The organism is Cellulomonas fengjieae, from assembly GCF_018388465.1.
Classification (GTDB): domain Bacteria; phylum Actinomycetota; class Actinomycetes; order Actinomycetales; family Cellulomonadaceae; genus Cellulomonas; species Cellulomonas fengjieae.
This window is the reverse complement of the sequence record NZ_CP074404.1, coordinates 156,967-177,897: the sequence shown is the minus strand read 5'-3', so window position 1 is coordinate 177,897 and position 20,931 is coordinate 156,967. Positions and strand designations below refer to the sequence as shown.

Genomic DNA, 20,931 nt, shown 5'->3' with positions numbered 1-20,931 from the left:
ACGGCAGCGTGCGAGGCTGGGGCCCGTGCGCACACCGGTCGAGCATCTCGTCGTCATGGGGGTGTCGGGGACCGGCAAGTCGACGACCGCGCTGCTGCTGGCCGACCGGCTGGGGTGGCCGATGATCGAGGGCGACGACCTGCACCCGCCGGTCAACGTCGCGGCGATGCGCGCGGGGCGGGCGCTCACCGACGCCGACCGCCTCCCGTGGCTGCACGCCATCCGGGACGCGATGGCGGCCGCGGACGGGCCGACCGTCGTGACGTGCTCGTCGCTGCGCCGCTCCTACCGCGACATCCTGCGCACCGCGCCCGGCCGGGTGCGGTTCGTGCACCTGGTGGTCCCGCCGGAGGAGCTGCAGCGCCGGCTGGCGGCGCGCACCGGCCACTTCATGCCGGCGACGCTGCTGGCCAGCCAGCTGGCCACGCTCGAACCCCTGGCCGCCGACGAGGACGGCGTGGACGTCCCGGTGGCCGGCCCGCCGCAGGAGATCGCCGAGGAGGCCCTCCGCCTGCTCGCCGCCGACGAGGCCTAGGGCCTGTCCGACGAACTGTTCAGGATGCGCACTGGGCTGCAGTCGGGTGTCGCGATTCCAGGTCCTCTCGGATGGCCAGTGGTCGTTGATCGAGGAACTGCCCCTGCTGACGCGGCGCTCGTCGCCGGCCTCGTGGTCGCCCCGTCCCCGGCTACCGTGACCCCATGCGCCCGCACACCTTCCGCACACCAGTCACCGTGGAGCAGAGCGCATGAGTCCGGCGAGGTGGGTCTGCCTCGATCTCGACGGCACGCTGCTGCGCGACGACCATGTCGACGGCGTCGTGCGGGCGGTGTCCGAGCGCCTGGCCGAACGCTTCGGGGTCGACGCCGAAGCGCTTGCCGCCGCGAACGAGACCGCCTGGTGGGAGTACTGGACCGAGGTCGGCGACTCCTGGTTGCGGGGACAGATCGATCCCGAGTCTCTGCCGACGGAAGTCTGGCGGCGTGCGCTGGCCACGGTGGGGGTGACGGATGCCGCCGCTGCCGCGGAGGCGCACGCTTTGCACACTACGACCGAGAGCACGGCGTTGCGCCTGTACGACGAATCCGCAGAGGTGCTCCGAAGGCTCAGCGAGCGGGGTGTCCCGACCGCCCTCATCACCAACGGCCCGAGCGGGCTGCAACGCGCCAAGCTGCGGGCGACGGGGATCGAGGACGCCTTCGACGTCGTGATCGTGTCGGGAGAGCACGGCGTGCACAAGCCCGATCCCGCGATCTTCGCGCTGGCGCTCTCCGGACTGGGGGCGACGGCGTCCGAGACTCTGCACGTTGGCGACGACCTCGTCGCCGACGTCGGCGGCGCACGCGGGGCCGGAATGCGCCCGGTCTGGATCGACCGTGGCACCGCGGCGGAGCTGCCGGCCGAGCGCCCCGAGACCGTCGTGAACGACCTGCGGGAGCTGTACGGACTGCTCGGCCTTGACTGAGTGGCAGTGGCGGGCCTGAGCGACCTAGGGTCTTTCCGATAAGTGTCGTGCCCAGGGGATGACGGCGTGCAGGACGACGGCGGCGCGGTAGGTGATCGCGTGCTTGTCGTAGCGTGTCGCGAGCCCTCGCCACTGCTTGAGGTGGCAGAAGCGGCGCTCGATGACGTTGCGGCCGCGGTAGTCGTCGGCGTCGCAGGAGACGGGCCATCAGGGGCAGGAACGTCGGGGAGTCGCCGGCTTGCCCGGGCGTGAGCAGCACGCCCAACGGCAGCCCGTGCCCGTCGGGGATCCGAGAATGGCCCACCCCGACGACCCGTCGGTCGCGGCAGCAACTCCTCGATCATCGACCACTGGGCATCCGAGAGGACCTGGAATCGCGACACCCGACCAGAATCACCGATCACGCGATCCCCTGTCAGACACGACCTAGCTCACCAGCCGGCGGTGCCCGGCTCGCCCTTGAACGGTCCGATCACGCGCGGCGTGATCCACCCGCCGTAGTACCCACCGGCCTGCGGGACGACGGGCTCGCGGTCGACCGTGCACGTGAGCTCGCCCGCGTAGAGCGCGACGCGTCCGGCGAGGACCTCGTACCCCGGCAGCGGCGTGGGGTAGGTCCAGCCCACCCGTTCCAGCAGGCGGTCGCCGACCCGCAGCGACACGTGGTCGGCGACGCCCTTGTACTCGCACACCGCCGAGCCGTCCGCCGGTTCCACCATGCCCGGAGCGAACGCGTCGAGCGGCAGGTAGTACACGGGCGGGTGGCTGGTCTCGAGCACGCGGACGGCGTCCGTGGTCGAGGTCACGAGGAGCCCACCGAGCGTCACGACGATCAGCTCGGAGGTCGCTTCCACGCGCGGTGGGCGCGGGTAGTCCCAGACCGACTCCCGGTCGGGCGCCGCGGGGAGGGGGCTACGGCTCACCGTTGTCCGGGGTTGGCGTCGTCCGCGTCCAGGAGCGGCTCCACGACCGTGGGCGACGCGTCCGCGTACTTGGTCGTCGTCGACGACGACGAGGACGACACCGCGCTCTTGGCGGTGTCGACGGCCTTCTCCCACACCGCGGCGCCCTGCTTCTTGGCGAACGCGGCCGCCTGGCTCTCGTACTCCTGGACGTACTCCTGCACGCGCGGGTCGCGCCACACGTCCCCGGCCCAGGCCTTGACCTTCTCCAGCTGCCGACGCCCGGCCGGAGTTCCGAACAGGTACCCCGCCGAGACACCCGCCACGAACACGGCTCGCTTGATCATGCGTAGTCCTCCCGAACTCGACTCAGGCTTCGAAGGTCCGAGCCTAGGCAGGGTTGCGGCTCGACGCGCGGTGGAGCGCGGTGCGCAGAACACTGAGGCAACGCGGGTCCTGCGAGTCGGAGGCGACGATGAGCGAGCAGACGGTGATGACCACGCCCTTGAAGCGGACCATCGGGCGCAAGGTGCTCCTGCTGTTCGTCGTCGGGGACATCCTGGGCGCCGGGATCTACGCGCTGACCGGCAAGGTCGCCGCGCAGGTGGGTGGCGCGATCTGGCTGCCGTTCCTGTGCGCGTTCGCCCTGGCGGCGCTCACGGCGGCGTCGTACGCGGAGCTCGTCGGCAGGTTCCCCAAGGCCGCAGGCGCCGCGCTGTACGCCAACCGCGCCTTCAAGCGGCCGTTCCTGACGTTCATGGTCGCGTTCGCGGTGATGATGTCCGGCATCACCAGCGCGTCCGCCGCGGCCCGCGCGTTCGGCGGGGACTACCTCGCGGAGTTCTTCACGGTCCCCACCCTGGCCGCCGCGTGGTTCTTCCTGCTGGCCATCACGGTGGTCAACTTCATCGGCATCTCCGAGTCGGTGCGGGTCAACGTGGTGCTCACCGTCGTCGAGGCGACCGGCCTGCTGGTGATCCTGGCGATCGGTGCCTGGGCCCTGATCACCGGCGACGGCCAGCCCGCCCGCGCACTCGAGCTGGAGACCGAGGGGACGCCGCTGATCGCCGTCCTGGGCGCGACCGCGCTCGCGTTCTACGCGCTCCTCGGCTTCGAGGACTCGGTCAACCTCGCGGAGGAGGCGCAGAAGCCTCGACGGGACTTCCCCCGCGCGCTGTTCGGTGGCCTTGCCATCGCCGGGCTCATCTACCTCGGCGTCGCGTTCACGTCGTCGATGCTGGTCGACACGGCGACGCTCGCGGAGTCCACCGGTCCCCTGCTCGAGGTGGTGAAGGTGGCGGGCCTGACGTTCCCGCCGGGGCTGTTCGCGGTGATCGCACTGCTCGCGGTCACCAACACCGCGCTGATCAACATGATCATGGCGTCGCGGCTGGTCTACGGGATGTCCAACGAGGGCATCGTGCCCAAGATCCTCGGGCGGGTGCACCAGTCGCGGCAGACCCCGTACGTCGCCATCGCGTTCACCGTGCTCATCGCGCTCACGCTGGTGAGCACCGGCGACCTGGCCGGCCTGGCCGACACCACGGTCCTGCTCCTCCTGCTGGTGTTCGCGGTCGTCAACGTGTCCGTGCTCAGGCTGCGTAAGGTGCCCGACGACGAGCACGCGAAGGGCGACGACGGTCCCTCGTTCCGAGCCCCCACGTGGGTCCCCGTGGTCGGCGCCGTCGTGTCGCTGCTGCTGGCGTCGCCCGTCACGGGCCGTGACGTCGACGTCTACCTGCGCGCCGGGTTGCTGCTGGCCATCGGCGTGGTGCTGTACGTGGTCAACCGGCTGATCGTCAGGCGGACCCGCTGAACGGGTGAGCCTGGCGCGAGCCCGCCCGTCGGGGTGACGGGCGCGGCTATCGTCCCTGCCCGTGCGCACCCGAACCCTCGTCGGCGTCGCCGCCGTGTCGCTGACCGTCGTCGCGGGTGCCACGGCCTACGCGCTGCGGCCCACCGCTGCGCCGGGGGCCGACCCCGCGATGTGGCCGGTCGAGACCCTCACGGCGGCGCCGGCGGCCCTGCCGCACGCGCTGCACGTGACCCCCGCCGACTGCCCCGGCTTCTCGCTCATGTCCCCGGTGCCGGAGGACAGCCGCAACGTCCCCGGCTCGGGGTCCTACACCGTGCTCCTCGGTGGCGCGCACCATGCCCTGTGGGTGTGCCTCGGGCCGGTCGCGCAGACCGGCGGGGCGCGGGCGTCGGTCGAGGACCAGCTCGGGCTGGACGACTCGGTCGAGGGCGTCGAGATGTACAGCCGGGACGCGACCCTCGTGCACGCCCCGGCCGGCGAGCTCGTCCGGGTGGACCGCGCCTTCGGGCCGGCGGAACCGCCCCGGCTCACCGACTGGCTGGTCGACCATGGCGGGTACACGTACGCGTTCGGCTACCTGCACCCGACGGACGACGCGAGCCGCTGGGCCGACGTCGAGGCGATGCTCGCCTCCGTGACCTGGGACGAGTAGGGGCTCAGTCGCCCGCGACGAGCGGGAGGCGTCGCGCGCTCCGGAACCGCCGCGCGCTGCCGTCGACCGGGTCGGTGAACGCGACCTCGCCCGCGAGCAGCTGCAGCGGGCGGCTGAAGTCGTCGACCTCGACGTCGCGCACCACCGGGTACAGCGGGTCGTCGACGATCGGGATGCCCAGCCCGTGCAGGTGGACCCGCAGCTGATGGGTCCGGCCCGTGCGCGGGGTCAGGCGGTAGACCCCCCGACCGTCCACCTGCGACTCCAGCTCGATGCGCGTCTCGGCGTTGACCGCGGCGCCCGGCACCACCTCGGCCTGCCACGAGCCGCGCTCCTTGCGGATGTGGTTGCGGACCACCACCGGCAGCTCGAGATCCTCGCGCAGGGGCGCCAGCGCCCAGTAGGTCTTGTCCACCGCACGGTGCTCGAAGAGCGTCTGGTACGGCCCGCGCCACCGCTGCTCGGTCGCCAGCATCAGCAGCCCGGACGTGACCCGGTCCAGGCGGTGCAGCGGCGAGAGCTCCGGCAGGCCGAGCTCGTCGCGCAGCCGGACGACGACGCTCTGCAGCACGTGCCGGCCGCGCGGGATCGAGGAGAGGAACGCGGGCTTGTCGACGACCACGAGCCGGTCGTCGCGGTGCAGCACGCGGATCGGCGCGGTCACCACGGGCTCGTCGCGCAGGTCGCGGTGGAACCAGACGAAGCGGTGCGGCGCGTAGGGGTCCTCCGCGCGCACCGCGCGGCCGCCCTCGTCGACGAAGCGCCGCGCCGCCAGCATCTGGGCGACGTCGACGTGCTCGGGCAGGCGGTGCCGCAGCCAGTCGCCCATCGTCGACCACGCGTCCGCACGCGAGCGGTCGGAGTCGGGGGTGCGCAGCCAGGCGGCGCTCAGGCCGTGCCGGGCCGGCAACGGCGATCTGGGGGGCACGTGCCGATCGTACGAGAGCGAGCGGTCAGTGGGTCTCCTTGGCGATCAGGCCCCGTACCGCCGTGAGGTGCTCGGTCATCGCGGCGTGCGCCGCGGCGGCGTCGTGCTCCTCGATGGCCCGGCGTCCCTGGCTCGGTCGCACTCGCGTACCTGTCGGCGGCGGGCGACTTCGAGGTCAGCCAGGTGGTGGACGCGATCAAGGGCGGGCACTGCATGATCGCCAAGGCGGACTGGACCGCCTGGACCTGACGCCCGGCCGGGCTCAGTCCGTGATGGACGCGTGGAACGTGTACCGGTCTCCCCGGTACGCCTGGACGGTGAGCTCGATCGGCTCGTTGTCCTGGTTGAAGGTCAGCTGCATGGCGGACAGGATCGGGACCGGACCGTCGATCTCGAGCAGCTCGCGCTCCTCGGCCGTGGCGTTGCGCGCCTCGACGGAGTAGTCGGCGTAGCGCGGGACCTGCGGCGGGTCCGCCACGCGCAGCAGCGCGTACAGGGAGGTCTCGGCGAAGTCCGCCTCGGGCAGGCCCGGTGCGATGGTCAGCGGCAGACGGTTGTGCTCGACGGCGACCGCGAGGTCGTTCAGGTACCGGACCCGGCGCATCTCGAAGAGCGTCGCCCCGGGAGCGGTGCGCAGCGCCTCGGCCTCCCTGACGGTCGCCGGTCGGGTGGTCGACTCCAGCACGCGGCTGCGCATCCGCAGCCCACGCGACGCGGCGAGGTCGGCGAAGCCCTGGACGTGGTCCCGACCCAACCGGCCCGCACCCTCGAGCGTCGTCGGCGCGACGGCCCACCCCCGCGCGGGCAACGAGACGAGGACGCCCTGGGCCTTGAGCTCGTTCAGCGCGGCGCGCACGGTGACGCGGGAGACGCCGAAGCGCTCGACGAGCCGCCGCTCCGAGGGCAGGCGGGTCCCGGTCCCGGCGTCCCGCGCGAGCTCGGCCCGGATCTCGTCGGCCACCCGTTCGTACAGTGGCCGCCCGTCCGCCCCGAACAGCCCGACCTCGCCCGCTTCCATGACCGGGACCATACCAGTTTCCAGGTCGTCCAGTTGAATACCAGTTGCATACTGTTGACAGTCCAGTATTAGCGTTCTACCGTCCGGTGATCACGGATTCAAAGGAGACACCCATGACGACGCACACCGGTGCAGTGCTCGACTCGTGCCGCACGGGCGCGGAGATCGCGCAGCAGCCTGACGTCTGGCGGGAGGTGGCGGCGCTCGTCGCCGGCCAGCGCGACGCACTGGACCGCTTCGTCACCGACGCGCTCACCGACCCCCGCACCGAGATCGTGCTGACGGGTGCCGGGACGTCCTCGTACATCGGCGAGCTCGTCGCCTCCGAGGTGGCCCGGCACACGGGACGCACGGCCACCGCCGTGCCCACGACGGACGTCGTGGCGTCCCCGGCCACCGCGCTCCCCGCCGACCGGCCCGTCCTGCTGGTGTCCTTCGCCCGCAGCGGTGACAGCCCGGAGTCGGTGGCCGCCGTCGAGCTGGCCGACCAGGTGATCCCCGGGACCCGGCACCTCGTCATCACCTGCAACGCCGCCGGCGCGCTGGGGCAGCGCTGCGCCGACCGCGCTGACGCCTACGTGCTGACGCTCCCGGAGGCGTCGAACGACGCGGGGTTCGCGATGACCTCGTCGTTCACCGGGATGGCGCTGGCCACCCTGCTGGCGTTCGGCTCGGGCACGGACGTCGCTGCCCTCGCGACCGCCGCAGAGGCGGTGCGCGCGGTCGCCGAGGAGGCCGCCGCCGCGGTCCTCGCGCTGCGCCCTCGCCGGCTCGTGCACCTGGGCTCGGGCGCGCTCAAGGGTCTCGCCCACGAGTCCGCGCTCAAGTGCCTGGAGCTCACGGCCGGCCGCGTGCTCGCCCTCGCGGACACCCCGATGGCCTTCCGGCACGGACCCAAGTCCGCGCTGGACGGGACCACCGTGGCCGTGGTGTACCTGTCGAACGACCCGTACACGCGGCAGTACGACGTGGACCTCGCCCGGGAGCTCTCGACGACCCTCGGCGCCGAGCGCGTCGTCGTGGTCGACGCGACCGGGGACGCCGACGTGCCGGCCACCACGTGGTCGGTCCCCGGGGTCGCCGGGCTCCCCGACGCCGAGTGGGCGCTGCCGGCGGTCCTCTTCGCCCAGGTCCTCGCGCTGGCGGCATCGCTGGCCGAGGGGCTGACCCCCGACAACCCCTTCCCCGGCGGCGAGGTCAACCGCGTGGTGCAGGGCGTCGTCATCCACCCGTACACCGGCCCGAAGGGACAGTGACGTGTACCTCGGCGTCGACGGCGGCGGCACCAAGACCGCCTTCTGCCTGCTGGATGAGGACGGCGCGGTCGTCGCAGAGAGCCTTCAGCCGAGCCTGTACTACTTCGCCGAGGGCATCGAGCTCGTCGAGCGGGTGCTGCGGGCGGGTGTCGCGGAGGTCTGCGACGCGGCCGGGACCACGCCGGACCACCTGACCTCGTCCTTCGTCGGCGTCCCCTGCTACGGCGAGGTCAGCGCCGACCTGCCCACCCTGGACGAGATCGCCGGACGCGTGCTCGGGCCCGGGCTGCACGCCTGCGGCAACGACATGGTGTGCGGCTGGGCCGGCTCGCTCGGCGGCGCCGACGGGATCAACGTCGTCTCCGGCACGGGGTCCATCGCCTACGGCGAGCGGGGCGGTACCAGCTGGCGCGCCGGCGGGTGGGGGGAGCTCTTCGGGGACGAGGGGTCCGGGTACTGGGTCGCGATCCAGGGGCTGAACGCCTTCACGCGGATGAGCGACGGCCGGCTGCCCGCGGGCCCGCTCCTCGACGCCGTCCGCCAGGCCCTCGACCTCGCGGCCGACCTCGACGTGGTCGACATCGCCCTGAACCGCTGGCACGGGGACCGCGCCAAGCTCGCCTCCCTCAGCCACGCGGTGGCGCGTGCCGCCCAGGACGGCGACGCAGTGGCGACGTCCATCCTGCGGGCCGCCGGGCGCGAGCTGGGCCTGCTGGTCGACGTCGTCGCCGACGCCCTCGGCTACGACGCCCAGGACACGGTCCCGGTCTCCTACTCCGGCGGCATGTTCACCGCGCCCCTGGTCCTGGAGTCCTTCACCGCCTCCGTCCGGGGCTCGGCCCGCGCCTACGAGCTGCGGCTGCCCCTGCTCCCCCCGCACGTCGGTGCCGCCGTCTACGCCGCGCGCCTCGCGGGGCACCGGTTCGACACCGAGCAGCTCCACCGTCTGCAGTCCCCCACCCCCACCCAGGAAGGCACTCCCTCATGAGCTCCATCGGCAACGTCGCCGGGGCCCGCCGCGGCACCAGCTGGATCCCCTACGCCGCCCTGCTCGTCCTGTTCTGGGGCGTCTGGGGAGCCTTCTCCAGCCAGCCGACCGAGCGGTACGGCTACCCCGACGAGATGGTCTACATCGTCTGGGCCTTCACCATGCTCATCCCCGCGTACTTCTCGATGCGCGGACGGACCTTCGACCGGCGCGGCGTCGCGATGAAGTACGGCCTGCTCGTCGGCCTCACCGGCGCCGGCGGACAGCTCCTGCTGTTCAAGGCGCTCACCATGGGCCCGGCCTACATCATCTTCCCGATCATCGCCCTGTCCCCCGCGATCACGGTCGTGATGGCCATGCTCATCCTGCGCGAGCGGATCAACAAGCTCACCGCGCTCGGCGTCGCGATGGCGCTCGTCGCGATCGTCGCCTTCTCCATCTCCTCGGGCGACTCCGACCTCACCGCCGGCCCGTACCTGCTCCTGGCCGTGCTGATCTGCGTCGCGTGGGGCGTCCAGGCCTACTTCATGCGCAAGGCCGCCACCGTCGGGGTCAACGACGCCACGACGTTCGCCTGGATGACGATCAGCGGACTCGCCCTGGTCCCCGTCGCGCTGATCATGATGGGTGGGCTGCCCGGCGGGTTCCCGTGGCAGGCACCCGCGCTGACCGCGGCCACCCAGGTGCTCAACGCCGCCGGTGCGCTCTTCCTCGTCATGGCGTTCAGCCGCGGGAAGGCGTCGATCGTCGCGCCCGTCACCAACGCCCTGGCGCCGGTGCTCACGATCATCCTGTCGCTCATCATCTACCGGACCCTGCCGTCCATGTTCCAGACGATCGGCATCGTCCTCGCCCTGGCCGGCTCGACCGTGATGGTCTACGCCGACGAGAAGCGCGGCGAGGAGCTGGCAGCCGGTGCGGTCACGGACGGCGGCAAGGCGGCTCAGCCCGCCGACGGCAGGTCCGAGGCCCGATGAGCGCGCTCCGCGACGGCACCGTGCGGGTCGCCACCGTCACCCTCAACCCGGCCCTCGACGTGACGTACCAGGTGCCCGCCCTCGTGGTGGACGACGTCGTGCGGGTGCGGCAGGTGACGACCCGCGCGGGCGGCAAGGGCGTGAACGCCGCCGCCGTCGCGGAGACGCTGGGCGCCACCACGTGGGCCGTGGTGCTCACCGGTGGGCGCGCGGGCAACGAGCTGCTCGACGGGCTCGACTCCCTCGGGCTGCGGACGCTGGCCATCGACGCGCTGACCGACGTGCGTCGCACGGTGGCCGTCGTCGCCGACGACGGCACGACCACGAGCCTGCAGGAAGCGGGGCACGACGTCCGCGACCCCGAGCACCTCACCGAGCGGGTGCTCGACGCCGTCCGGCAGGTGCTCGCGGAGGGCGTGCGTGCCCTCGCGGTGAGCGGCTCGCTGCCACCCGGCTGCCCGGCCGACGTCCTGCCCAGGATCGTCGAGACGTGCCGCCGGTCCGGGGTCCCGGTCGTCGTGGACACCTCCGGCGCCCCCCTGGCCGCGGTCGCCCGCTCCGGCGCGCTCCTCACGCCGAACCGGGCCGAGCTCGCCGAGCTCGTCGGCCGCACCCTGCACGACCAGGACGACGTCGTGGCCGCCGCGGCCGAGCTAGTCGCCCACGGTGCCCCGGCCGTGGCGGTGACGTCGGGTCCCGACGGGATCGTGTGCGTGACGCCCGACGGTGGCTGGGCGGCGCGTCTGCCGACGCCGGTCGCCGGCAACGCCACCGGTGCCGGGGACGCGGCCGTCGCCGCGCTGCTCGTCCACCTGGCCGCCGCGGGCGACGCGGCGGACGTCGGCTGGCCCGACGCGCTCGTCGACATGGTCGCGACCTCCGCGGCGTGCGTCCTGCGTCCGGTCGCGGGCGAGATCGACGCCGACGCTCGCGCGGCGTGGTTGTCCGACGTGCAGATCCACCCCCTCCACCAGGCAAGGAACCGAGCATGAACACCGACATGGCGGGCATCGCCCGCACCTGCCGCGCCGACGCCACCGCGGTCGGCGCGTTCAACGCGATCCTGCTCGAGCACGCCGAGGCCATCGTCGCCGGCGCCGAGGACGCCGGGCTCCCCGTCGTGCTCCAGCTCTCGCAGAACGCGGCGAGCTACCACGGCGCGCTCACCCCGATCGCGCGCGGGGCGCTCGCCATCGCCGAGGCGGCCTCCGTCCCGGTCACCGTGCACCTCGACCACGCGGAGGACGAGGCGCTGGTCGACGAGGCGCTGGCCCTCGGCATCCGCTCCGTCATGTTCGACGCGTCCCGGGCCAGCTACCCGGAGAACGTGCGCCGGACCGCCGAGGTCGTGGCGCGCTGCCACGCGGTCGGCTGCTGGGTCGAGGCCGAGCTCGGCGAGGTCGGGGGCAAGGACGGTGCGCACGCGCCCGGCGTCCGGACCGATCCGGCCGAGGCGGCCGCCTTCGTCGCCGCCACCGGCGTGGACGCGCTCGCGATCGCCGTCGGCTCCTCGCACGCCATGTCCAGCCGCGAGGCCGTCCTGGACGACGGGCTCATCGCGCGGATCCGCGACGCCGTCGACGTCCCGCTGGTGCTGCACGGCTCCAGCGGTGTGCCCGACGACGGCCTGGTGTCGGCGGTGCGCCACGGCATCACCAAGGTCAACGTGGGCACGCGGCTCAACGTCGTGCTGACCGAGCAGGTACGGCGCGTCCTGGCGGAGCGGCCCGACGTGACCGACCCGCGCACGTACCTGACGCCCGGACGCGACGCGGTGCGTGCCGAGGTGGCCCGGCTCCTGCGCCTGCTCGGGCCCGCGGGCGCCTGACCGGCCGCCTGACCTGCCGCTCTCTCGACCCCTCAGCCCTTGTCGTGGGAGCGGTACTCGGTCGGGCTGATGCCGTGGATGCGGCGGAACTGGCGCGAGAAGTACAGGGCGTCGGCGTACCCGACCCGGGCGGCGACGCCCGCGACCGGGCCGTCGGTGGTGTCGAGGAGCTCGCGCGCCGCACCCATGCGCAGGCGGGTCTGGTACTCCAGCGCCCCGTACCCCGTCGCGCGGCGGAACAGCGCCGAGTAGTGCGAGACGCTCAGTCCCGCCATGCCGGCCAGGTCGACCAGCGAGATCCGCGTCGAGACGTTGGCGCGCAGGTGCTCGATCGTCGCCTCGATGGGGTCGGCCTGCTCCCGGCTGATCGTGCGTCGGTCGGCTGCCAGGAGTGCCAGGGCGTGCCACGCGGCACCTGACGACGCCAGGAGCGTGGCCATGGTCTCGTCCCGCTCCATGCGCCGGATGACGGTGTCGATCAGGGACACCACCCGTGCGGGGTCGCCGACGCCGACGACGGGCTGGTCCGCGGTGGCGCCGACGGCCTCCAGGAGCGCCGGGACCTGGTGGCCGACGAGGTGCATCCACCAGATCGTCCAGGGCTCGGCCGCGTCGGCCTCGTACCGGTGCGGCAGCCCGGCGGGCAGCGCGACCGCCTGACCGGCCCCGACCTGGTGCACGCCCGACGGGAGGGTGCACGTCCCCCGGCCGGCCGCGCACACGATCACGACGTGCTGCGCGGCCCCGTGCGCGCGGGCCCGACCGTGGCTGGAGGCACGCGGGAAGTAGCCGACGTCGGTGACGAGCAGCTGCGAGAGCACGGGCGACGCGAGCGCCGTGGCGACGAGCGGGCGGGGCAGCACGCGCATGCGCTGCCCCGGGAACCCCTCGCGTCGGCGGGCCTGCCGTTCGGGTGTGATGGTCATTGATTCGTCCATGTTTCTCGGAAGAACTGCCATTCTGCACCCGCGGCGCCGCGCCGTAGCGTCCCCCCATGGCCGATGACGTCTCCCACCTCGACCTCCCCGCTGTGCCGGCGGACCTCGTGGGCGCCGGTGTCGCCGCCTGGCGGGAGCCGGTGCTGATCGACACCTACCTGCCGGACCCGGCGGACCGCTACCCGGCGTTCCTGGAGAACCGCGTGTACCAGGGGTCGTCGGGGCAGGTGTACCCGCTGCCGTTCCACGAGCGGATCAGCCCCACCAAGGCACCCCGCTCCTGGGATGCGATCCACCTGGAGAACCCGTTCCTCCGGCTGATGATCCTGCCGGAGCTCGGCGGCCGCATCCACGTCGGCCTGGACACCACCAACGGGTACGACTTCTTCTACCGGAACAACGTCATCAAGCCTGCGCTCGTGGGGCTCGCCGGGCCGTGGATCAGCGGCGGCGTGGAGTTCAACTGGCCGCAGCACCACCGCCCGGCGACCTTCCTGCCCGTCGAGGCGACGATCGAGCACGAGGCCGACGGCGCCGTCACGGTCTGGTGCTCGGACCACGACCCGTTCGCACGCATGAAGGGCATGCACGGCATCCGGCTGCGTCCCGACTCCTCGGTCATCGAGCTGCGCGCGCGCCTGTTCAACCGCACCGACGAGGTGCAGACGTTCCTGTGGTGGGCGAACGTCGCGGCGGCGGTCAACGACGACTACCAGTCCTTCTTCCCCACCGACGTGCACGCGGTCGCCGACCACGCCAAGCGCGCGGTGACGGCGTTCCCCGCGGCCGACCGCCCGTACTACGGGATCGACTACCAGGCCCGCAAGGACGACGAGCACCCGGACGGCGACCGGATCGACTGGTACCGCAACATCCCGGTGCCCACGTCGTACATGGCGCTCGGCACCCAGGACGACTTCTTCGGCGGGTACGACCACGGCCGCCGCGCCGGGTTCGTGCACTGGGCCGACCACCAGGTCGCCCCGGGCAAGAAGCAGTGGACGTGGGGCGACGGCGACTTCGGCCGGGCGTGGGACGCCAACCTCACCGACGGAGACGGCCCCTACGTCGAGCTGATGGCCGGGGTCTTCACCGACAACCAGCCGGACTTCACGTTCCTGGCCCCGGGCGAGACCAAGACCTTCAGCCAGTACTGGTACCCGATCCAGGACACCGGCCCCGTCCACCAGGCCAACCTCGAGGCGGCCGTGCGCCTCGACGTGACCCCGACCGCGGGCGGGACGGACGTGCGAGTCGCGGCCGCGCTCACCCGGCCCCGCACGGCGGTCGTCGTCCGGCTGGTCGACCCGGCCGGCAGCACCGTGTGGCAGGCGGTGGCCGACTCCGGACCGGATCGTCCGATCGTGCATACCGCGCACCTGGACGGCGCCTGGCAGCCGACGGACCTGACGCTCGTCGTCGAGCACGACGGTGCCGAGGTCATCGCGTGGCAGCCGCGCGCCGTCCACGAGGCACCGCAGTCGCCCGAACCCGCCCAGGAGCCGCCCGCGCCGCAGGACGTGCCGTCGGTCGACGAGCTCTACCTGGTGGGCGTGCACCTGGAGCAGTACCGCCACGCGACGCGGTCCCCGGAGCCGTACTGGCTGGAGGCGCTGCGGCGGGACGAGGGCGACTACCGCTCGAACCTGGCCCTGGCCGGCCGGCGGTACCGGGCCGGCCTGTACGCGCAAGCCGAGCACCACCTGCGCGCGGCACTCGCGCGCCAGACCCGCCTGAACACGAACCCGGGCGACGGCGAGGCCGCGTTCCGGCTCGGCCAGGTGCTGGCGCGCACCGGCCGACCCGACGAGGCCTACGAGCAGTGGGGCAAGGCGCGCTGGAACTACGCGTGGCGGGCCGCGGCGCACCTCGCGATGGCCCGGCTCGACGCCGCGCGCGGTCACGACCGCTCGGCGCTCGACCATGCCCGGGCGGCAGCCGGTGACGACGAGGACAACCTGCAGAGCGCGGCGGTCCTGGCGTTCCTGCTGCGTCGCACGGGCAGGCCCGCCGAGGCCCACGCCACGCTCGCCCGGTCGCTGGCCAAGGACCCCCTGGACGTGTGGATCCGCGACCTGGCCGGGCGTCCGCTCGCCACCGACGCCCCGACGCTGCTCGACGTCGCGCTCGAGTACGACTCGCTGGGTGCCTGGCAGGACGCCGTCCGGCTGCTCGAGACCGCCGCCGGGCTCGACACCACGCCCGGTCAGGTGGAGGTCCGACCGCTCGTGCACCTGCACGCCGCGCGGATCCTCGAGCGGGTCGGTGAGCGTGCCGCCGCCGAGCAGCACCGCGCGTCGGCGCGCACGGCACCGGCGGTGCACTGCCTCGCCTCGCGCCTCGACGACGCCGACATGCTCCAGGCGCACGTCGCGCGACACCCCGGGGACGCCCGGGCCTGGGCACTGCTCGGTCACTGGCTCTACTTCCAGAAGCGGCCGCACGATGCGATCGCCGCGTGGTCCACCGCGAGCGACCTCGACCCGGCCGACCCCGTGGTGTGGCGCAACCGCGCGGTCGCCGCGGTCAACGTGCTCGGGGACCGCGCGGCCGCCCGCGCGCTGTACGAGCGGGCCCTGACCGCCGCGCCCGGCGACCCGCGCCTGGTCTACGAGCGCGATCAGCTGGCCAAGCGCTCGGGTGAGGCGCCCGAGCACCGGCTCGCGGTGCTGGAGCGCGAGAGCGCTGCGGTCGACGCCCGGGACGACCTCAGCGTCGAGCGCGCGCAGCTGCTCACCGCCACCGGGGCGGCGCCCGTCGCGCTGGAGCTGTTGCGCGGCCGTCGCTTCCAGCCGTGGGAGGGCGGCGAGGGCCAGGTGCTCTCCGCCTGGGACGAGGCGCTGCTGGCGCTGGCCCGCCAGGCGCTGCGGGACGGGGACCCGGAGCTGGCCCTCGCGCACGTGCGCAGCGCGCTGGAGCCGGTCGCGAGCCTCGGCGAGGCCCGCCACCCCCTGGCCAACCACGCGAACCTGCTGATCGTGCTCGGCGACGCGCTCGCCGCCACGGGTGACGACGCGGGCGCGCGCGACGCGTGGTCGCGCGCCGCCCGCTCCACGGGCGACTTCCAGAGCATGGCGCCGGTCGAGCTCTCGGAGCTGACCTACTACGCCGTGCTGGCGCTCCGCCGCCTGGGCGACGAGGTGCGGGCCGACGCCCTGGTCGACCGCCTGGCGACGCACGCGGCGCTGCTGCGTTCGACCCCCGCGACGGTGGACTACTTCGCCACCTCGCTGCCGACGCTCCTGCTGTTCCAGGACGACCCGCAGGCGGCCCGGGCCACGACGGCGACTCTCCTCGAGGCACAGGTCGCGGCGCTGCGCGGCGACCTCGACCACGCGCGGGCGTGCCTCGACGACGTCCTGCACCGCGAGCCCAGCCGCGTGCGCGCGCTCGACCTGCGCCGGGAGCTGGCCACCCTCGTCGACGCCGAGCGCGCCCGATGACGACGACCCGCTGGTCCTGCGCAGTGGACCGAGCAGCCGACCGGGGCCACACCTAGGTCGGTCACGACTGCAACCGCAAGAACACCCCCACCACAGAAGGAATGGCGATGACGACGAAGACATCCCGCAACAGCCGCTGGATCGCCGCCGTGGGCGCGGCGACCGGCCTCGTGCTCGGACTGGCCGCGTGCAGCTCCGGCATGGAGGAGACCCCGCAGGCCGACAGCTCGCAGGGCGCGAAGGACGGCGCCCTGGAGCTCGTGTACCTGCAGAAGCAGGGCGACCAGCAGTACTTCGTCGACCAGGCCGACGGCGCCAAGGCCGCGGCCGAGGAGCTCGGCGACGTGAAGATCACGGTGGTCAACCTGGGCACCGACGCGAACAAGGCGATCAGCGAGCTCGACGCCGCGATCGCCCGCGGTGTCGACGGCATCGTGATGGTCGCACCCGACCAGGCGATCGGCCCGCAGGTCATCGCGGCCGCCGAGGCTGCGGGCATCCCGCTCCTCGCGTCCGACGACGGCCTCGAGGACGCCGACGGCAACGCCGCGCCGTTCGTCGGCTTCAACGGCACCGCCATGGGCAACTCGATCGGCGAGAAGGTGGCCGAGCTCTACACCGAGGCCGGCTGGACCGCCGAGAACACGAAGATCATCGCGGTCGGCAAGGCCGACCTCTCGGTCTGCGTGCAGCGCCTCGAGGGTGCGGCCGCGTCGTTCACCGAGGGTGCCGCTGACGCGCCCGAGGTCATCGAGCTCGGCACGGACAACTCCGTGACCGACGCGCTGAACAAGGCCGGTGCCGTCCTCACGGCCAACCAGGACGTGGAGAACTGGCTCGTCTGGGGCTGCAACGACGAGTCCGAGACCGGTGTCGTGACCGCGCTGCAGAACCAGGGCGTCGCACCGACGAACATCATCGGCGTGGGCCTGGGCGCGTACCTGACCTGCAAGGACTGGGCCGCCGGCCAGGAGACCGGCAACAAGGCGGCCCTGTTCATCTCCGGCTACGACGTCGGCAGCGCCGCCGTCAAGGCCATGGTCGCCGAGCTGCGGGACGGCACGCCGCTGCCCGCCGAGACGATCGCGGACACCCACATGGTCGACGCGACCAACTGGGAGTCCGAGGGCGTCGTCTGCACGTGACCCCAACGCGGGCGGTGGCGTCGCACGACGCCACCGCCCGCTCCCCTCCACCAACCCAGCAGGGAGTCACAATGACGCCGTCCCCCACCTCGGTGCGGACCGATCTGGTGGCCCGAGGCATCACCAAGAGCTTCGGACCCGTGCACGCCCTGACGGGCGTGGACCTCGTCCTGCCCGCCGGCGAGGTGACCGCCCTGATGGGCGAGAACGGCGCCGGCAAGTCCACGCTCCTGAAGATCCTGACCGGGGACTACCAGCCCGACGCCGGCACGATCGAGGTCGGCGGCGCGCCCGTCTCGTTCGCGAGCCCCCTGGACTCGCGGGCCGCCGGGGTCCGGGTCATCGCCCAGGAGCCGGAGATCGTCCCGTTCGTCAGCGTCGCGGAGAACATCTACATCGGCGCGCTCCCCTCCCGGGGCGGCGTCGTCTCGCAGCGCGCCCTGCAGGAGCGGGCGGCGGCCGACCTGGCCCGGTTCGGCTTCGAGCGGTTCCTCCACCCGGCGACCCGCGGGATCGACCTGTCCCCCGCGCAGCGCCAGATCGTCGAGATCGTCCGGGCGCTGATCGACGACCCCTCCGTCATCTGCTTCGACGAGCCGACGTCCTCGCTGTCCGACAGCGAGACGCGCATGCTCTTCGACCTCATCGCCCGGCTCCGCGACGAGGGCCGCGCGGTCGGCTACGTGTCGCACCGCATGCGCGAGATCTTCGAGATCGCCGACTCCGTGACGGTGCTGCGCGACGGCGCCCTGATCGGCAGCCGCCGGGTCGACGAGACCTCCGTCAACGAGGTGGTGCGGATGATGGTCGGCCGCGACCTGTCCGCGATGTACGAACGCAACCGCCAGGTCCCCGGCGAGGTGCTCCTGGAGCTCGACTCGGTCAGCACGCCGGACGTCACCGACGTCTCGCTCACCGTGCGGCGCGGCGAGGTCGTCGCGCTCGCCGGGCTCGTGGGTGCCGGACGCACCGAGCTCGCCCTGGCGATCGCCGGCGACCGACCCGTCACGAGCGGGACCCTCAAGGTGCACGGCACACCGCGGCGGTTCACCAGTCCCGCCCAGGCGATCGCGGCCGGTATCGGGCTGGCACCCGAGGAGCGCAAGGCCGACGGGCTGATCATGGTCCGCACGGTCCGCGACAACATCGCGCTCGCGGTGCTCGACACCCTCAGCCGGTTCGGCGTCGTCGACCGGCGCAAGGAGCGCGCGCTGGCCGAGCGCTACATCGAGGCGCTGCGCATCCGGACGCCCTCCATGGGGCAGCTGGTGCAGAACCTGTCCGGCGGCAACCAGCAGAAGGTCGTCCTGGCGCGCTGGCTCGCCCGCGAGACCGACGTCCTCATCCTCGACGAGCCCACCCGCGGCGTCGACGTCGGGGCCAAGGCCGAGATCTACGCGATCATCGACGACCTCGCCACGAAGGGTGTGGCCGTGCTGGTCATCTCCTCGGAGCTGCCCGAGGTCCTCGGTCTGGCCGACCGGATCATCGTCATGCAGGAGGGCCGGGTCACCGGCGAGCTGCACCACAGCGAGGCCACCGAGGAACGCATCCTCACGCTGGCCATCGCCGACCACCTCAACGCAGAACCCCAGAACAGCGAAGGAGCCCGACCGTGACCACCACCGCGGCACCGCCGGCCTCGACCACGCACGCACGACCCGAGGGCCGCATCGCCCGGGCCGTCCGCACGGTCGGCGTCCAGAACCTCAGCCTCGTCGCCGCGATCATCGTGCTCGTCGTCGCGATCGGCTCGCAGAACTCGGCGTTCTTCCTGGCCTCGAACCTCAAGACCATCGGCATGGCGGTGACGATCTCCGGCCTGCTGGCGCTCGTGCAGACCGTCGTCATCATCATGGGCGGCATCGACCTGTCCGTCGGGTCCGTCGCCGGCCTGGCCTCCGTGACGTCGGCGATGGTGTTCATGAACGCCGGTGCACCGGCGAGCATCGCTGCGGCGCTCGCCGTCGGTGCGGTCTGCGGCCTCATCAGCGGCTGCATCGTCGTCTTCGGCCGGGTCACCCCCATGATCGCCACCCTGGCCGCCCTCATCGCGTACAAGGGCGTCGCCCAGCTGGTCTCGAACGGGCGCGCCCAGGGCTACACGGGAGCGGACTCGTTCTACGTCTTCCTGGCACGCGGGACCCTGCTCGGCGTCCCCACTCTGATCTGGGTCCTGGTCCTGGTCGCCGCGCTCATCCACGTGATGCTCTCCTACACGCGGATGGGTCGGAACATCTACGCGGTCGGCGGCAACGACACCGCGGCGCGGCTGTCCGGCGTCAACATCAACCGGTACATCCTCGGCGTCTTCGTCCTGTCCGGCACGATCGCCGCCCTCGCGGGCATCCTGATCACCGCCCGCACCGGGTCCGGCCAGCCGGTCTCCGGCTCCGAGGGCCTCGAGTTCCAGTCGATCACCGCCGCGGCGCTCGGTGGCGTCGCGCTGCGCGGCGGCAAGGGCTCGATCGGCGGCACGATCCTCGCGGTGATCCTGCTGGGCATCCTGCTCAACGGCATGTCCCTGCTCGGCGTCAACCCGTTCTGGCAGAACGTCGCGCAGGGCACGCTGCTCGTCGCGGCCGTCGTCATCCAGCAGGTGCGCAACGGCGAGCGACGGGTCGGGCTGCCCAAGTGACCCGCACCCGGGAGGTCAGGCAGACCGCACACCTGGTCCACCTGGCCTCTCCGGATGGCCGGAGCCACGCCACGGTCGACCTGCGCGGCGGCGGCCTGCACAGCCTCGAGGTCGACGGCGAGCCGCTCGTGCACACCTACGACGCCGACGGACCCGTGCCGTACTGCGCCGGCTCGCTGCTGTTCCCCTGGCCCAACCGCGTGCGCGGCGGCCACTGGGCGCACGACGGCATCGAGCACCAGCTCGAGGTCGACGAACCCGAGCTCGGCAACGCCAACCACGGGTTCGTGCGGGAGGCGACGTTCCAGGTCACCTCGAGGAGCGCACGCAACGTCACCGTCGCGACCGTCGTCGAGCCACGGCCGGGCTACCCGTTCGAGGTCGCCCTGTCGACGACCTACACCGCCCAGGAGGCGGGCGTGCGCGTCGACCACACGATCTGCAACCTCTCCCCGGCGCCGGCGCCGGTCGCGCTGGGCGCGCACCCGTACGTCCGCGTGGGCACCGTGCCCGCCGACGAGCTGCGGCTCGCCGTCCTGGCCGACCGCCACCTACCGGTCGACGCCGCCCTGATCCCGGTGCGCGACGAGCCCGTCGACGCGAGCGTGGACCTGCGCGACGGTCGCCTCGTCGCCGGGTCGGACCTCAACACCTGCTACCACGACCTCACCGCGCAGGACGGCGAGCACCGGCACTACCTGGCCGCGCCCGACGGTCGCGCGGTCGAGGTGTGGACGGACCGGTCGTTCGGCCACGTGCAGGTCTACGTCACGGACAGGTTCCCGCAGCAGGGGCAGCGCACGACGGCCATCGCGGTCGAGCCGATGACGGCGGCACCCGATGCCCTCAACTCCGGTCGCGGCCTGCGCTGGCTCGCCGCCGGCCAGTCCTGGGACCTCAGCTGGGGCCTGCGCGCACTGGCCTGGTAGGCGTGCCCCC

At 72.9% G+C, this 20,931-nt stretch carries 19 protein-coding genes and 1 pseudogene; 14 read left to right on the top strand and 6 right to left on the bottom strand.

All coding sequences use genetic code 11. From position 1 onward, the window contains the following. Positions 1-25: 25 nt before the first annotated feature. Both KG102_RS00860 and KG102_RS00855 read left to right on the top strand, forming a co-directional pair. Positions 26-535, top strand: coding sequence for a gluconokinase (locus tag KG102_RS00860; RefSeq protein WP_307802845.1), 510 nt, complete (start codon positions 26-28; stop codon positions 533-535). A 211-nt stretch (positions 536-746) separates the two neighbouring features. Further along, positions 747-1,463, top strand: coding sequence for an HAD family hydrolase (locus tag KG102_RS00855; RefSeq protein ID WP_208289698.1), 717 nt, complete (start codon positions 747-749; stop codon positions 1,461-1,463). Between the two features lie 24 nt (positions 1,464-1,487). Here the strand turns inward: KG102_RS00855 and KG102_RS00850 are convergent. The 3 genes and pseudogenes from KG102_RS00850 to KG102_RS00840 all read right to left on the bottom strand — a co-directional run. Further along, positions 1,488-1,646, bottom strand: a pseudogene (locus KG102_RS00850) (IS5/IS1182 family transposase); the annotation flags it as partial. A gap of 248 nt (positions 1,647-1,894) precedes the next feature. Continuing rightward, entirely contained in the window at positions 1,895-2,386 is a 492-nt protein-coding gene (locus KG102_RS00845) for a DUF427 domain-containing protein (RefSeq protein ID WP_208289699.1), read from the bottom strand. Beyond that, positions 2,383-2,712, bottom strand: a complete 330-nt coding sequence (locus KG102_RS00840) for a YtxH domain-containing protein (protein ID WP_208210346.1) — start codon at positions 2,710-2,712, stop codon at positions 2,383-2,385. Before KG102_RS00840 ends, KG102_RS00845 begins: the two co-directional genes overlap by 4 nt. Before the next feature lie 128 nt (positions 2,713-2,840). On the opposite strand from KG102_RS00840, the gene KG102_RS00835 reads away from it, so the two are divergent. Together KG102_RS00835 and KG102_RS00830 are read left to right on the top strand one after the other, a co-directional pair. After that, positions 2,841-4,181, top strand: a complete 1,341-nt coding sequence (locus KG102_RS00835) for an APC family permease (RefSeq protein ID WP_208289700.1) — start codon at positions 2,841-2,843, stop codon at positions 4,179-4,181. A 61-nt stretch (positions 4,182-4,242) separates the two neighbouring features. Next, positions 4,243-4,833, top strand: coding sequence for a hypothetical protein (locus KG102_RS00830; protein ID WP_208289701.1), 591 nt, complete (start codon positions 4,243-4,245; stop codon positions 4,831-4,833). Positions 4,834-4,837: 4 nt separating this feature from the next. Here KG102_RS00830 and KG102_RS00825 read toward each other — a convergent pair whose 3' ends face one another. Together KG102_RS00825 and KG102_RS00820 are read right to left on the bottom strand one after the other, a co-directional pair. Further along, positions 4,838-5,761 carry a pseudouridine synthase gene (locus KG102_RS00825; RefSeq protein WP_208289702.1) on the bottom strand — a complete coding sequence of 308 codons (924 nt, stop codon included), beginning with the start codon at positions 5,759-5,761 and terminating at the stop codon, positions 4,838-4,840. Between the two features lie 262 nt (positions 5,762-6,023). Continuing rightward, positions 6,024-6,779 (bottom strand): GntR family transcriptional regulator, encoded by a 756-nt coding sequence (locus KG102_RS00820; RefSeq protein ID WP_208289703.1) that lies wholly within the window; start codon positions 6,777-6,779, stop codon positions 6,024-6,026. Positions 6,780-6,892: 113 nt separating this feature from the next. Between KG102_RS00820 and KG102_RS00815 the strand changes: the two genes are divergently transcribed. From KG102_RS00815 to KG102_RS00795, 5 genes are read left to right on the top strand one after another with little or no spacing between them, the layout of a single operon-like run. Further along, on the top strand, positions 6,893-8,035 hold the full coding sequence (locus tag KG102_RS00815; RefSeq protein WP_208289704.1) for an SIS domain-containing protein: 1,143 nt from the start codon (positions 6,893-6,895) through the stop codon (positions 8,033-8,035). 1 nt (position 8,036) lies between these two features. Further along, a complete protein-coding gene (locus tag KG102_RS00810) occupies positions 8,037-9,023 on the top strand; it encodes an N-acetylglucosamine kinase (protein ID WP_208289705.1) in 987 nt (328 codons plus the stop codon). Continuing rightward, positions 9,020-10,000: a DMT family transporter gene (locus KG102_RS00805; RefSeq protein ID WP_208289706.1), complete on the top strand. Its 981-nt coding sequence runs from the start codon at positions 9,020-9,022 to the stop codon at positions 9,998-10,000. The genes KG102_RS00810 and KG102_RS00805 overlap by 4 nt, the downstream gene beginning before the upstream one ends. Then, entirely contained in the window at positions 9,997-10,992 is a 996-nt protein-coding gene (locus KG102_RS00800; RefSeq protein WP_208289707.1) for a 1-phosphofructokinase family hexose kinase, read from the top strand. The genes KG102_RS00805 and KG102_RS00800 overlap by 4 nt, the downstream gene beginning before the upstream one ends. Then, on the top strand, positions 10,989-11,828 hold the full coding sequence (locus KG102_RS00795; RefSeq protein ID WP_208289708.1) for a class II fructose-bisphosphate aldolase: 840 nt from the start codon (positions 10,989-10,991) through the stop codon (positions 11,826-11,828). Before KG102_RS00800 ends, KG102_RS00795 begins: the two co-directional genes overlap by 4 nt. A 32-nt stretch (positions 11,829-11,860) precedes the next feature. On the opposite strand, the gene KG102_RS00790 is transcribed toward KG102_RS00795, so the two are convergent. Beyond that, complete coding sequence (locus KG102_RS00790) at positions 11,861-12,754, bottom strand: helix-turn-helix transcriptional regulator (RefSeq protein WP_208210373.1); 894 nt, start codon at positions 12,752-12,754, stop codon at positions 11,861-11,863. A gap of 68 nt (positions 12,755-12,822) precedes the next feature. On the opposite strand from KG102_RS00790, the gene KG102_RS00785 reads away from it, so the two are divergent. The 5 genes from KG102_RS00785 (at position 12,823) to KG102_RS00765 (ending at position 20,921) form a co-directional block, all read left to right on the top strand. Continuing rightward, on the top strand, positions 12,823-16,209 hold the full coding sequence (locus tag KG102_RS00785; RefSeq protein ID WP_208289709.1) for a DUF5107 domain-containing protein: 3,387 nt from the start codon (positions 12,823-12,825) through the stop codon (positions 16,207-16,209). Positions 16,210-16,316: 107 nt separating this feature from the next. Then, positions 16,317-17,354, top strand: a complete 1,038-nt coding sequence (locus KG102_RS00780) for a substrate-binding domain-containing protein (protein WP_208289710.1) — start codon at positions 16,317-16,319, stop codon at positions 17,352-17,354. A 71-nt stretch (positions 17,355-17,425) separates the two neighbouring features. Beyond that, positions 17,426-18,973: a sugar ABC transporter ATP-binding protein gene (locus tag KG102_RS00775; protein WP_208210384.1), complete on the top strand. Its 1,548-nt coding sequence runs from the start codon at positions 17,426-17,428 to the stop codon at positions 18,971-18,973. Then, positions 18,970-19,992, top strand: coding sequence for an ABC transporter permease (locus tag KG102_RS00770; protein WP_208210385.1), 1,023 nt, complete (start codon positions 18,970-18,972; stop codon positions 19,990-19,992). Before KG102_RS00775 ends, KG102_RS00770 begins: the two co-directional genes overlap by 4 nt. Beyond that, a complete protein-coding gene (locus tag KG102_RS00765; RefSeq protein ID WP_208289711.1) occupies positions 19,989-20,921 on the top strand; it encodes an aldose 1-epimerase family protein in 933 nt (310 codons plus the stop codon). Before KG102_RS00770 ends, KG102_RS00765 begins: the two co-directional genes overlap by 4 nt. Positions 20,922-20,931 lie beyond the last annotated feature (10 nt).

What these genes read in the sequence shown, in the direction of transcription:
- KG102_RS00790 (WP_208210373.1), bottom strand. Translation starts at nt 12,754, where the DNA reads ATGACCATCACACCCGAACGGCAGGCCCGCCGACGCGAGGGGTTCCCG.
- KG102_RS00785 (WP_208289709.1), top strand. Translation starts at nt 12,823, where the DNA reads ATGGCCGATGACGTCTCCCACCTCGACCTCCCCGCTGTGCCGGCGGAC.
- KG102_RS00780 (WP_208289710.1), top strand. Translation starts at nt 16,317, where the DNA reads ATGACGACGAAGACATCCCGCAACAGCCGCTGGATCGCCGCCGTGGGC.
- KG102_RS00800 (WP_208289707.1), top strand. Translation starts at nt 9,997, where the DNA reads ATGAGCGCGCTCCGCGACGGCACCGTGCGGGTCGCCACCGTCACCCTC.
- KG102_RS00820 (WP_208289703.1), bottom strand. Translation starts at nt 6,779, where the DNA reads ATGGAAGCGGGCGAGGTCGGGCTGTTCGGGGCGGACGGGCGGCCACTG.
- KG102_RS00795 (WP_208289708.1), top strand. Translation starts at nt 10,989, where the DNA reads ATGAACACCGACATGGCGGGCATCGCCCGCACCTGCCGCGCCGACGCC.
- KG102_RS00775 (WP_208210384.1), top strand. Translation starts at nt 17,426, where the DNA reads ATGACGCCGTCCCCCACCTCGGTGCGGACCGATCTGGTGGCCCGAGGC.
- KG102_RS00840 (WP_208210346.1), bottom strand. Translation starts at nt 2,712, where the DNA reads ATGATCAAGCGAGCCGTGTTCGTGGCGGGTGTCTCGGCGGGGTACCTG.
- KG102_RS00815 (WP_208289704.1), top strand. Translation starts at nt 6,893, where the DNA reads ATGACGACGCACACCGGTGCAGTGCTCGACTCGTGCCGCACGGGCGCG.
- KG102_RS00855 (WP_208289698.1), top strand. Translation starts at nt 747, where the DNA reads ATGAGTCCGGCGAGGTGGGTCTGCCTCGATCTCGACGGCACGCTGCTG.
- KG102_RS00805 (WP_208289706.1), top strand. Translation starts at nt 9,020, where the DNA reads ATGAGCTCCATCGGCAACGTCGCCGGGGCCCGCCGCGGCACCAGCTGG.
- KG102_RS00835 (WP_208289700.1), top strand. Translation starts at nt 2,841, where the DNA reads ATGAGCGAGCAGACGGTGATGACCACGCCCTTGAAGCGGACCATCGGG.